Source organism: Streptomyces sp. NPDC020362, assembly GCF_040642095.1.
Lineage (GTDB): Bacteria > Actinomycetota > Actinomycetes > Streptomycetales > Streptomycetaceae > Streptomyces.
In genome coordinates, this window is the sequence record NZ_JBFAET010000245.1 from 1 (window position 1) to 11,854 (window position 11,854).

Consider the following 11,854-nt stretch of genomic DNA (forward strand, 5'->3'; position numbering starts at 1 on the left):
CGGCTCCCCACTCACAGGAGTGACAGCCGAGGAGCCCCGGCTGGGCCCGGGAGACCCGCCCGGGCGGGTCTCCCCCACCCGAACAGGCCGCTCGGGCCCGTACAGGCCCGCCCCGGCCTTGTCCTCAGCCCGGATAGACCGGCGCCGTCCCGTCCTTGTCGACCTTCTGCCACTGCGCCCCGGACGGCAGCCGTACGATCCCGTCGTCCTTCGAGTAGGCGACCAGCGGCACCCTCTCGTCCTCGGACGCGGCGATCGCATTCACGCCGGAGAGGGCGGCGGGCGCCGGGCCGTCCAGCGCGGAGCCGTCGACCTGGACGTACCGCATCTGGTGCACGCCCTCCTGCTCGAGGCCGGCCACGACCAGCCGGCTGTCCCCGGCCCAGGACATGGCGCTGATCTGCTCCAGATCGGGGGCGGCCGACCGCAGTTCGACGACGGCGGGGCGCTCGCCCGGCTTGTCCTCGCGCTCGATCCGGCCGATCAGCAGGGACTGCTTGCCGTCCTTCTCCACGACCAGAGCGACCCGCACCCCGTCGGCGGCCACCCGCATGTCCCGGATGTGTCCGGGCAGGTCGGGGATGCCGACCTGCACCGGCTTGCCGGCGCCCTGCTCCAGGACGTACACCTTCTGCGCACGAGGATCGCGGTCGGCCACCCACAGGTCGCCGTGGACGTCCCAACTCGGCGTGGTCAGCCGGTCGGCCGGGGTCGTCCCCCGGCTGGTGACCACCGCGTCCCCGAGCGAACCGCTGGACGCCATCGAGGCCACGTACATCGACCTGCCGTCGGCATCGACCCCGGCCACGGTGTGCTCGTCCCGCGAGACGGCCACCGACTGCAGCTCCTTGCCGCCTTCCTCGCCCAGGGGACCCGGCACCGGAACGGCGCTGGTCCCCGAACTCCCGGTCGGCAGCCGCACCAGCCGGTGCTTGCCGTCGAGGAAGTAGAGGAACTCGGGGCTCTGGGCCGAGGCGTGCCAGGCAGCGGACTCGGCACGCTCCGCGGTCAGATTGCACAGCCGGTGCCGGTCGGGCCCCTGCAGCTCCACCGACTCCAGGGTGGGCGTCAGGTTCCGCAGCGTGAACAGCAACTGGGTCGCCATCTCCGTGCACTTGGCCGGCCCGATGTGGGAGACGTTGCCGCTCAGCGGCACCGTCAGGCCGTTCTGGTCGTCCGGCGTCAGCCCGGACACGCCCTTCTGCAGGGCCGTACCGGTCGGGAAGCTGGACCTGACCACCGGCCCGAGCCAGCTGGTGGGCCCGGCCAGCAGGGACCGCACCACCTGCGTCATCGGGTCCACCTTGCCGCGCACGAACACCGGGTCGGCGACCGCCACCGGCTGTCCGGTCGCGTCGACCCTCGTGCCGGAGGCGAAGTAGTACTTGTTGACGGGCGTGTAGTTGCGCTGGAAGTCCGACTTGCCCATGACGACACCTTGCGGCAGCGAGTCGATGCGCCACTGCCCGCTCTTGGCCTCCTTGGTGAGGTGCACCTTCTTGCTGTAGGCCCCGTTCTGGGGCGCGTACGCCTGCTGGGCGTCGACAGTGGCGACCCGGCTGCCCGTCAGGACGTAGGTGAGGCTGTCGATCGGCTCCCGGCCGCCGGGCTGCTGGCCGGGCACGACACTCGGCCCGTTGGCGAGGACGGTGGCCGACGCCTCCGGCCGCCAGGTGCGGGCCGCGTCGGCGGTCAGGTACTTGCGGGCCGTGTCGTACTGCGGATCGTCGCTGGTCAGCGCCTCCAGGAAGCCCTGCATGATCTCGCTGGGCTGGGCATCGTCGGCGGGCGGCATGGCGAACACGCGCACCCCGGTGTCCTGCCGCGGCGTGGACTCGACGTCCCGCAGATCCCCGCTGTCGGGCATCGAGGCGCACCCGGCCAGCAGAACGACCCCGCAGACGGCGTAGGCCACCGCGCGCCCGGACCGGTGCCGGACGCTCCCCTCGCGGTCAGCGCCCACGAAATGCCTCCCCTGGCTCGGTCGAGTCCTCCGCACCCGCCGGATCCGGACGGCCCGGTTGCGTGTCGTGTGCCTGACCGGCAGCAGGCCCGTCGTCGGTACGTCGTGCGCCGCCGGTGGTCCGGGACACCACGCGCGCGCCGTTGCCGTGGCCCGGCAGAGCGGTCGGGTCGGCGGCGGGCGTGACGGCGGCCAGACGCGAGGCCATCGGGCTGCGCGGCGGCAGCTGCGGCACCTGACCGCCCGGCTGCACCGGAACGGTCGCCCGCTTCTCCTCGCCCCCGCCGGGCAGGCCGGCCTCGTCGAGTCCGCGGTTGCGCCGCGAGTCCTTGGGCTCCAGCGGTATCGGCGAGCCGCGCAACGGCTCGTCCGCGGTCCGCGGCAGCGTCAGCCGGAACTGCGAGCCGCCGCCCGGCTCGCCCCAGGCCTGCAGCCAGCCGCCGTGCAGCCGGGCGTCCTCCAGGGCGATCGAGAGCCCGAGGCCCGTACCGCCGGTGGTACGCGCGCGTGCCGGGTCGGCCCGCCAGAAGCGGCTGAAGACACGGGTCGCCTCGCCGGGCTTGAGTCCGACGCCGTAGTCGCGCACCGCGACGGCGACCGCTCCGCCCGCGGCGGCGAGCTTGACGACGACGTCCCTGCCCTCGCCGTGCTCGACGGCATTGACGACGAGGTTGCGCAGTACGCGTTCCAGGCGCCGGGCATCGGCTTCGGCGACGACGGGCTGCTGGTCGCCGATCACGCGTATGTGCGTGCCCTTGCGCTCGGCGAGCGGCTCGGCCCCGCTGACCACCCGCCGCACGACGTCCCTGAGGTCTATCGGCTCGGCCTCCAGCGCCGCGGCACCGGCGTCGAAGCGGCTGATCTCCAGCAGGTCCGCGAGCAGCGACTCGAACCGGTCCAGCTGGTCGGCGAGCAGCTCCGCCGACCGGGCGGTGACCGGGTCGAAGTCCTCACGAGCCTCGTGGATGACGTCGGCGGCCATCCGTACGGTCGTCAGCGGCGTGCGCAGCTCGTGCGAGACGTCGGAGACGAACCGCCGCTGCATGCGAGACAGGTCCTCCAGCTGCTGGATCTTCAGCTGGAGGTTCTGCGCCATCTTGTTGAAGGCCTCGCCCAGGCGCGCGATGTCGTCCTCGCCGGTGACCTTCATGCGCTCCTGGAGCCGTCCGGCGGACAGCCGCTCGGCGATCCCGGCCGCCATCCGCACCGGCGTGACGACCTGCCGCACCACCAGCCAGGCAATGGCGCCGAGCAGGACGACGACGAAGAGCCCGGCGGTCGCGAGCGTGCCCTTGACCAGGCTCAGGGACTTCTCCTCCTGCGTGAGCGGGAAGAGGTAGTACAGCTCGTAGGGGCGGCCGTTGGGGTCGTTGACCTGCTTGCCGATGACCAGCGCAGGCTGCGACTCCTTGCCGTTGTAGTAGGCGATCCGGGTGTAGCTCTGGGCGGCCGTCGTACTGCTGTTGATCCGGTCGCGCAGGTCGCCGGGCACACTGTCGGACGGGTTGACGTTTCCGGAGCCGCGCGGGCTGCGCCCGCCGCCGCTGTCGTCGCCCACGGGCAGCGTCACCACGTCGAAGGCGCCCGCACCACCGCTGGAGAGCGATTCCACGAGGTCGCTCATCCACTGGATGACGTTCTGCGACTGCCGTCCGTCGGTGGTGGCGGCGCCGTCACCGGTGCCCGTGCCGCTGGCAGCCTCGTCGGCCTTCTGCTTGGCCACGGCGAACCCGCCGGTCGCCTGGCTCTGGGACGCCTTCACCTTCGCGTCCAGCAGGCCGTTGCGCACCTGCCCGATCACGACGAAACCGAGCAGCAGGACGACGCCCAGCGACATCAGCAGGGTCGTCGCGACGACCCGGAGCTGGATGTTGCGCCGCCACAGCCGCATGACCGGCAGCAGCGGCCGGCGCACCCAGCGCATGAACAGCCGGAGGACCGGGCTGCCCTGGACCCCACCCTGCAGCAGCCCGCCCTCGAAGAGGCGTCCCCAGCGCGAACCCGCCGCCGTCCGGCCGACAGGCCGCCCCGGACGGTCCCCGGACCGGCCGGGAGCCGAAGCGGCACTGTCCCCGGACATGTCAGCTCGGTCCGGCCTTGTAACCGACACCACGGACGGTCACCACGATTTCCGGCCGCTCCGGGTCCTTCTCGACCTTGGAGCGCAGCCGCTGGACATGCACGTTCACGAGCCGCGTGTCGGCAGCGTGGCGATAGCCCCACACCTGCTCGAGGAGCACCTCACGCGTGAACACCTGCCACGGCTTGCGAGCCAGCGCGACCAGCAGGTCGAACTCGAGCGGGGTCAGCGCGATCGACTGCCCGTCGCGCTTCACCGAGTGCCCGGCCACGTCGATCACCAGGTCGCCGATCGTCAGCTGCTCCGGCGCCGGCTCCTCCGACCTCCTGAGCCGCGCCCGGATCCGGGCCACCAGCTCCTTGGGCTTGAACGGCTTCACGATGTAGTCGTCGGCGCCCGACTCCAGGCCCACGACGACGTCGACGGTGTCGCTCTTGGCCGTGAGCATCACGATCGGCACCCCGGACTCCGCCCTGATCAGGCGGCAGACCTCGATACCGTCCCGGCCGGGCAGCATCAGGTCGAGCAGCACCAGGTCGGGCTTGGTCTCACGGAACGCGGCCAGCGCCTTGTCGCCGTCGGCTACGAAAGACGGCTCAAAACCTTCACCACGCAGCACAATGCCGAGCATCTCGGCCAGTGCGGTGTCGTCGTCGACGACAAGGACTCGTCCCTTCATAAACGACATCATCCCATTAGCTAATCGTTACCTGGCGTGACCTGGCACACAGCTCCGCAAGAGCCTCGGTCGTCACGGGGGAAACAGCCCCCTCCTCGGTGACGATCGCCGTCACCAGCTCGGGCGGCGTCACGTCGAACGCCGGGTTGTACGCCTGGGTCCCCAGGGGTGCCACCGGAATCCCGCCTCCCGCTCCCGTCACCGGCACCTGGGGTGCTGTGATCTCTGTCACCTCAAAGCCGGGGCGCTGCTCGACCTCGATGGACGCCCCGTCGGGCGTCTCAGGATCCACCGTCGTCAGCGGCGCCACCACGATGAACGGCACATGGTGGTACCGCGCGAGCACCGCGAGCGGATAGCTCCCCACCTTGTTCGCCACCGAACCGTCGGCCGCGATCCGGTCCGCGCCGATCAGTACCGCGTCCACCTCACCCGCCGCGAACAGCGAGCCTGCCGCGTTGTCGGTGAGCAAGGTGTACGCCATACCGTGGCGGGCCGCCTCGTATGCCGTCAGGCGAGCACCTTGCAGCAACGGACGCGTTTCGTCTACCCACAGCCGGCGCAGCTGCCCCGCCCGGTGCGCGGCGAGGGCCACCGCGAGCGCCGTCCCCTCCCCGCCCGACACCAGCGCTCCGCTGTTGCAGTGGGTCAGGATCCGATGCCCGCCACCCGGCAGCAGCTCGTCCAGCAGCGCCAGCCCGTGGGCGGCCATCCGGGCGCTGGCCTCGGCATCCTCCTGGTGCAGCGCGCGCGCCGCGGCCAGTGCAGCCGACGCCGCCGCAACGGGGTCGCCGGTCCTGGCGAGTGCCGCGCGATGCGCGGAGCGGGCCTTGCGCACACCCACGGACAGGTTCACCGCGGTGGGCCGGGCACCTTCGAGGGCCCGCGCCGCCTCATCGACGTCGAAGCCCCGCACGGCGGCGAGCGCGACGCCGTACGCCCCCGCGATCCCGAGCACGGGCGCCCCGCGCACGGCGAGCGAGCGGATCGCCTCCACCAGCGCCGGCGCATCCGTACAGACCAGCTCGACCTCTTCGGTCGGCAGCCTCGTCTGGTCGAGAAGGACCAGTACAGGACCTTCGGGCGGTTCTTCCCATCGGATCGTAGGTATCTCGGTCGGCCGCTTGTCCTCGCGGGGTTGCGCGTACTGATCAGCCATGCGGTCAGTCTGCCCCGGATCCGGCAGACAATTGAAGGAGTGCGGCCCCTACCGGGGCCGGTCACTCGATGACCACCCCATGGCACGATGTCTGCCAACCTGCCGCCGCGACCGCGGACGGGCACCGTGAAGGAGCTTCGATGACAGACACTCCGGGCTGGGCCTCGCCCGGATCCGCCCCGTCGTCCGACGGGCGGGAACCCGGCGCGTCCGGCCCCGCCGAGCCCGCCGACCGTCCTGGCCCCGCCGGCCCCTCCGAGCCCGCTGCACAGCCTGGCGCGGACCCGCAGGACCCAGTCGCGAAGTGGTCCGAGGAACAGCCGCCACCCGGTCAGTGGTCCGCGCCCACGGCATCCCCGAGCGCCGGCCAGACCCCACCGCCCCCGCCGCCCGGCCCGGGCTGGGGCGGCCGTCCCCCCGGTGGCCCCGGCGGGTACGGAGGCGGCCCCCACGGCGGCCCTCCCGGCGGTTACGGAGCCTGGGGCGGCGGCTGGGGCGGCCCCCCGCCCGCGGCCAAGCCCGGCGTCATCCCCCTGCGCCCGCTGGGTGTCGGTGAGATCCTCGACGGTGCCGTCTCCACCATGCGCACCTACTGGCGCACGGTCCTCGGCATCTCGCTGACGGTCGCGGTCCTCAGCGAGCTGGGCGCGATCCTCGTGCAGGGCTTCGTCATGAACGACTTCGGCACCCAGGTTTCGATCGACGATCCGAGCACCACCCCCGGTGACGTGTTCCGCGCCATGGGCACGGCCATGGCCGGCGCCGGTGTCGTCGTGCTGATCTCCGCGGTCGGCACGATCATCGCGACGGCCCTGCTGACGACAGTCACCAGCCGCGCGGTCCTCGGCAAGCCGGTCAGCGCCGGCGAAGCCTGGCGGGACGCCCGCCCGCAGGTCCCGAAGCTGTTCGGCCTGCTCTTCCTGCTGGGCCTCATCTCGTTCGGCGTGCTGCTCTGCGGAGCGCTGCCCGGGATACTCGTGGCGATCGCCGGCGGCAACGACGGTGCCACCGCCGGGCTGCTCGCGCTGGGCATCCTCGGCGCCATGGTCGTCGTGGTGTGGCTGGTGGTCCGCTTCTCGCTCGCCTCTCCCGCGCTGATGCTGGAGCGGCAGAACATCGTGAAGTCGATGAGCCGCTCCACGAAGCTGGTGCGCGGCTCCTGGTGGCGCATCCTCGGCATCCAGCTGCTCGCGGGCGTCATCGCCAACATCGTCTCGTCGTTCATCGTCCTCCCCTTCACCCTGATCGCGATGGCGGTCAGCGGCGACGGCATGACGGGCTTCTTCGCCACCGAAGGCCGGCACATCAGCTGGACCTTCCTGATCATCAGCGGAATCGGCGGCGTGATCGGCTCCATGATCACGTTCCCGATCAACGCGGGCGTCACCGTGCTCCTGTACATCGACCAGCGCATCCGGCGCGAGGCCCTCGACCTCGAACTGGCCCGCGCCGCCGGTGTCCAGAGCCAGGGCGTCGGCGCTCCCGGCCCCGTTCCGGGGAGCTGATGCGGTGAGCCTGACGGGGGGAGTTCTCATGGCGGCACCGGCCCTGCCGGGTACCGCCGGATCGGCCGTACGACGCCTGCTGGGCGCGGACGGCACATCCGTCCTGGCGCTCGGCGGCTCGGGCGACGAGCCGCCGGTGACCATTGCGCGCGACCCCGCACGGGAGGCGGCGCACCGCGAGTTGTCCAAACGGATGTACCACGAGAACGACCCCAGCCTGCTCGAGCGCGCTCTGAACGCCTTCTGGGACTGGGTCGGCAGACTGCTCAGCACGGCCGCCTCCGCAACACCCGGCGGCACGGTCGGCCTGCTCGTCGTGATCCTCTTCGTCGTCGCGGTCCTGGCCGCCCTGTGGTGGCGGCTGGGCACCCCGCGCCGCCAACCCACCTCCGCCCCGGCCCTGTTCGACGACGGTCCCCGCAGCGCCGCCGAACACCGCGCGGCCAGCGAGGCACATGCCGTCCAGGGCCACTGGAACCAGGCTGTCCAGGAGCGCATGCGGGCCATCGTCCGCTCCCTGGAGGAACGGGCCCTGCTCGACGTCCGCCCCGGCCGCACCGCCGACGAAGCAGCCGCCGAGGCCGGCCGCACGCTCCCGTCGCACACGGACCGACTGCGCTCCGCCGCCCGGGAGTTCGACGACGTCACATACGGCGGGCGCAGGGCGAGCGAGCAGTCGTACCACCGCATCGCCGAACTCGACCGCGACCTGGAACGCAGTCGCCCGGTCCTCGCGAACAGCACCACCAGCACGGCCCACAACACCCGCCAGGGGGCCGCCGGATGACCACCGCGGCCACGTTGCCGACCACCTCGACGTCGCCCACCGCCCGCCAGGTGTGGACCCGTACACGAGGCATCGGCCTCGCCGTCGTACTGATCCTCGTCGCCGCCGTCGCGATGGCCGCCCTCCGCTCCCAGACCCGGCACGGCGAACTCGACCCTCGCTCCGCCGACCCCTACGGCAGCCGCGCCGTCGCCGAACTCCTCGCCGACAGAGGCGTGTCCACGCGCGTGGTGACCTCGCTCGGCGCGGCACGAGCCGCCGCAGGGCCGGACACCACTCTCCTCGTCGCCGTCCCCGACCTGCTGACCCATAGTCAACAGAGCCGACTGCACTCCGCGACGGCGACCTCGGGAGGGCGCACCGTCCTCGTCTCCGCCGGCAGCTGGTCCGTCGAGCGCCTCGCCCCCGGGGTCACCGCGGACCCCGCCACCAGCACCGGCTCGACCCTCGCCCCCGACTGCGCCCTGCCCGAAGCGCGGCGCGCGGGCAGCGCCGACACCGGCGGCATCCGCTACACCACCACCCACCTCGACGCCGTCTCCTGCTACCCCAGCGAGCGCCTCGCCACACTGCTCCGCGTCCCGGCAGCCTCCGGGAGCGGCGACACCGTCGTCCTCGGCTCGCCCGGCATCCTCTACAACAAGCGACTCGACAAGCAGGGCAACGCCTCGCTCGCCCTCCAACTGCTCGGCTCCCGCCCCCATCTGGTCTGGTACCTCCCCTCACTGTCCGAGAACCTGGCCACCGACGGCAGCGACCGGAAGAGCATCTTCGACCTGCTCCCGTCGAGCTGGCTCTGGGTCACCCTGCAGCTGTTCATCGCCGCGGCCCTCGCCGCCTTCTGGCGGGCACGCCGGTTCGGCCCGCTCGTGCCCGAACGGCTGCCCGTCGCGATCCGCGCCTCCGAAACCGTCGAAGGCCGCGCCCGCCTCTACCGCAAAGCCAACGCCCGCGACCGCGCGGCCGCCGCTCTTCGCTCAACCACCCGCACGCGCCTTGCCCCCCTCGTCGGCGTCCCCGTGGCCCAGGCGCACACGCCCGAGGCCCTGCTCCCTGCTCTCTCCGCCCACTTGCACGGAGACGGACAGACCCTGCACTCGCTTCTGTTCGGACCGCCGCCCGGCAACGACGCGGCCCTCATCGCACTCACCGATCAACTCGACGCCCTCGAAAGTGAGGTACGCCGTCCATGATGGACCCGACCACTGACAACGCCGGGAACACCGGGGATTCGGGCGCCGCCCGGGCCTCTCTGGAGGCCCTGCGCGCCGAGATCGCCAAAGCCGTGGTCGGCCAGGACCCCGCCGTGACCGGCCTCGTCGTCGCCCTCCTGTGCCGCGGACACGTTCTCCTCGAAGGAGTCCCCGGCGTCGCCAAGACGCTGCTCGTGCGCGCACTCGCGTCCGCGCTCGAACTCGACACCAAGCGTGTCCAGTTCACCCCCGACCTGATGCCGAGCGACGTCACCGGCTCCCTCGTCTACGACACGCGCACCGCAGAGTTCTCGTTCCAGCCCGGCCCGGTCTTCACCAACCTCCTCCTCGCGGACGAGATCAACCGCACTCCGCCGAAGACCCAGTCCTCCCTCCTGGAGGCCATGGAGGAACGACAGGTCACGGTCGACGGCACCCCGCGCCCGCTCCCGGAGCCGTTCCTGGTCGCCGCGACCCAGAACCCCGTCGAGTACGAGGGCACCTACCCCCTCCCCGAGGCCCAACTGGACCGTTTCCTCCTCAAGCTGACGGTCCCTCTGCCCTCCCGCCAGGACGAGATCGACGTCCTCACCCGCCATGCCTCGGGTTTCAACCCACGCGACCTGCAGGCCGCCGGCCTCCGCCCGGTCGCCGGCCCCGCCGACCTCGAAGCGGCCCGCGCCGCCGTCGCCAAGACGACCGTCTCCCCCGAGATCACGGCCTACGTCGTGGACATCTGCCGCGCCACCCGCGAGTCGCCCTCCCTCACCCTCGGCGTCTCCCCGCGCGGCGCCACCGCCCTGCTCGCCACCGCACGCGCCTGGGCCTGGCTGACCGGCCGCGACTACGTCACCCCCGACGACGTGAAGGCTCTCGCCCTGCCCACGCTGCGCCATCGGGTCCAGTTGCGCCCCGAGGCCGAGATGGAGGGCGTGACCGCCGACTCCGTCATCAACGCCATCCTCGCCCACGTCCCGGTCCCCCGCTGATGGCACTCACCGGACGCGCCGCCCTTCTCGCGGCCCTCGGTTCGATCCCCGTCGGCATCCTGGAACCCGGCTGGACCGGCATCCTCGCGGTCAACGGCCCACTGGCCCTGGCCTGTGCCTGCGACTTCGCGCTCGCGGCGCCCGTACGGCGCCTTGTGCTGACCCGCTCCGGCGATACCTCCACACGGCTCGGCGAGACCGCCGACGTCACGCTCACGATCACGAATCCGTCCCGCCGCATGCTCCGAGCACGCCTGCGGGACGCATGGCCGCCCAGCAGCTGGCAGCCCGGCACCGAGATCGAGAGCTCCCGGCATCGCGTCACCATCCCGGCCGGCGAACGCCGACGCGTGACGACCCGGCTGCGCCCCACCCGCCGCGGCGACCGCCAGGCCGACCGCGTGACGATCCGCTCCTACGGACCCCTCGGCCTCTTCTCGCGCCAGGGCGCCCATAAAGTGCCCTGGACAGTACGGGTTCTGCCCCCGTTCACCAGTCGCAAGCACCTGCCGTCGAAACTCGCCCGATTGCGTGAACTCGACGGCCGCACCAGTGTGCTGACCCGCGGCGAGGGCACCGAATTCGACAGCCTGCGCGAGTACGTCCCCGGCGACGACACCCGCTCGATCGACTGGCGCGCCACCGCCCGCCAGTCCACGGTCGCCGTCCGCACCTGGCGTCCCGAGCGCGACCGCCACATCCTTCTCGTCCTCGACACCGGCCGCACTTCGGCCGGCCGCGTCGGCGACATCCCCCGTCTGGACGCCTCCCTGGACGCGGCCCTGCTCCTTGCAGCACTCGCCTCACGCGCCGGCGACCGCGTGGATCTTCTGGCCTACGACCGCCGGGTCCGCGCCCGGGTCCAGGGCCGTGCAGCCGGAGAGGTCCTGCCGTCCCTGGTCAACGTGATGGCAACGCTGGAGCCGGAACTCGTCGAGACCGACGCGCGTGGCCTTACGGCGACGGCACTCCGCGCGGCACCTCGACGCTCCCTGATCGTATTGCTCACGACACTCGACGCGGCGCCGGTCGAGCAGGGTCTTCTGCCCGTGCTCCCACAGCTCAGCCAGCGCCACACGGTTCTCGTCGCTTCGGTTGCCGACCCGCACATCGCACACATGTCGAAGGCCCGCGGGAACACAGAAGCGGTGTACGAGGCCGCTGCCGCAGCACAGGCGCACAGCGAACGGCAGCGCACTGCAGAGCAGCTCCGTCGTCATGGGGTGACGGTCGTGGACGCGACGCCGGACGATCTTGCCCCTGCGCTGGCGGATGCCTACCTGGCTCTGAAGGCAGCCGGCCGACTCTGATCTGGAATTGATGCCGCCGCATTCGGCTGCCCCCTCGGGGGAAACAGCTCCCGGAACGCAGAAAACCCCCGCATCTTCCGATGCGGGGGTTTTCTCAAAATTTGTTCGGCGGCGTCCTACTCTCCCACAGGGTCCCCCCTGCAGTACCATCGGCGCTGTGAGGCTTAGCTTCCGGGTTCGGAATGTAAC

The 11,854-nt window shown here is 71.9% G+C and carries 9 protein-coding genes and 1 rRNA gene; 5 read left to right on the forward strand and 5 right to left on the reverse strand.

Annotation, left to right across the window (positions count from 1 at the left end; genetic code table 11):
* Positions 1-124: 124 nt before the first annotated feature.
* From AB0H32_RS42675 to mtnA, 4 genes are read right to left on the reverse strand one after another with little or no spacing between them, the layout of a single operon-like run.
* Positions 125-1,963, reverse strand: a complete 1,839-nt coding sequence (locus tag AB0H32_RS42675) for an LpqB family beta-propeller domain-containing protein (protein ID WP_361133238.1) — start codon at positions 1,961-1,963, stop codon at positions 125-127.
* Entirely contained in the window at positions 1,953-4,043 is a 2,091-nt protein-coding gene (mtrB, locus tag AB0H32_RS42680; RefSeq protein ID WP_361133241.1) for an MtrAB system histidine kinase MtrB, read from the reverse strand. Before mtrB ends, AB0H32_RS42675 begins: the two co-directional genes overlap by 11 nt.
* A 1-nt stretch (position 4,044) precedes the next feature.
* The gene (gene mtrA / locus AB0H32_RS42685) at positions 4,045-4,734 is read right to left on the reverse strand and encodes a two-component system response regulator MtrA (RefSeq protein WP_191870552.1); all 690 of its coding nucleotides are present in this window, start codon (positions 4,732-4,734) and stop codon (positions 4,045-4,047) included.
* 4 nt (positions 4,735-4,738) lie between these two features.
* Positions 4,739-5,881 carry an S-methyl-5-thioribose-1-phosphate isomerase gene (gene mtnA / locus AB0H32_RS42690; protein ID WP_361133244.1) on the reverse strand — a complete coding sequence of 381 codons (1,143 nt, stop codon included), beginning with the start codon at positions 5,879-5,881 and terminating at the stop codon, positions 4,739-4,741.
* A gap of 140 nt (positions 5,882-6,021) precedes the next feature.
* On the opposite strand from mtnA, the gene AB0H32_RS42695 reads away from it, so the two are divergent.
* The 5 genes from AB0H32_RS42695 to AB0H32_RS42715 are packed head-to-tail and all read left to right on the forward strand — an operon-like array spanning position 6,022 to position 11,665.
* Entirely contained in the window at positions 6,022-7,386 is a 1,365-nt protein-coding gene (locus AB0H32_RS42695; RefSeq protein ID WP_361133247.1) for a hypothetical protein, read from the forward strand.
* A 28-nt stretch (positions 7,387-7,414) separates the two neighbouring features.
* A complete protein-coding gene (locus AB0H32_RS42700; RefSeq protein WP_361133250.1) occupies positions 7,415-8,173 on the forward strand; it encodes a DUF4129 domain-containing protein in 759 nt (252 codons plus the stop codon).
* Positions 8,170-9,366 (forward strand): DUF4350 domain-containing protein, encoded by a 1,197-nt coding sequence (locus tag AB0H32_RS42705; protein ID WP_361133252.1) that lies wholly within the window; start codon positions 8,170-8,172, stop codon positions 9,364-9,366. Before AB0H32_RS42700 ends, AB0H32_RS42705 begins: the two co-directional genes overlap by 4 nt.
* Positions 9,366-10,355 (forward strand): MoxR family ATPase, encoded by a 990-nt coding sequence (locus AB0H32_RS42710; RefSeq protein WP_361133255.1) that lies wholly within the window; start codon positions 9,366-9,368, stop codon positions 10,353-10,355. The genes AB0H32_RS42705 and AB0H32_RS42710 overlap by 1 nt, the downstream gene beginning before the upstream one ends.
* The gene (locus tag AB0H32_RS42715) at positions 10,355-11,665 is read left to right on the forward strand and encodes a DUF58 domain-containing protein (RefSeq protein WP_361133258.1); all 1,311 of its coding nucleotides are present in this window, start codon (positions 10,355-10,357) and stop codon (positions 11,663-11,665) included. Before AB0H32_RS42710 ends, AB0H32_RS42715 begins: the two co-directional genes overlap by 1 nt.
* Before the next feature lie 103 nt (positions 11,666-11,768).
* On the opposite strand, the gene rrf is transcribed toward AB0H32_RS42715, so the two are convergent.
* Positions 11,769-11,854, reverse strand: a 5S ribosomal RNA gene (gene rrf / locus AB0H32_RS42720); the annotation flags it as partial.

Coding starts and splice junctions, on each gene's coding strand:
- AB0H32_RS42695 (WP_361133247.1), top strand. CDS start 6,022: ATGACAGACACTCCGGGCTGGGCCTCGCCCGGATCCGCCCCGTCGTCC.
- AB0H32_RS42705 (WP_361133252.1), top strand. CDS start 8,170: ATGACCACCGCGGCCACGTTGCCGACCACCTCGACGTCGCCCACCGCC.
- AB0H32_RS42715 (WP_361133258.1), top strand. CDS start 10,355: ATGGCACTCACCGGACGCGCCGCCCTTCTCGCGGCCCTCGGTTCGATC.
- mtrA (WP_191870552.1), bottom strand. CDS start 4,734: ATGATGTCGTTTATGAAGGGACGAGTCCTTGTCGTCGACGACGACACC.
- mtrB (WP_361133241.1), bottom strand. CDS start 4,043: ATGTCCGGGGACAGTGCCGCTTCGGCTCCCGGCCGGTCCGGGGACCGT.
- mtnA (WP_361133244.1), bottom strand. CDS start 5,881: ATGGCTGATCAGTACGCGCAACCCCGCGAGGACAAGCGGCCGACCGAG.
- AB0H32_RS42700 (WP_361133250.1), top strand. CDS start 7,415: ATGGCGGCACCGGCCCTGCCGGGTACCGCCGGATCGGCCGTACGACGC.
- AB0H32_RS42710 (WP_361133255.1), top strand. CDS start 9,366: ATGGACCCGACCACTGACAACGCCGGGAACACCGGGGATTCGGGCGCC.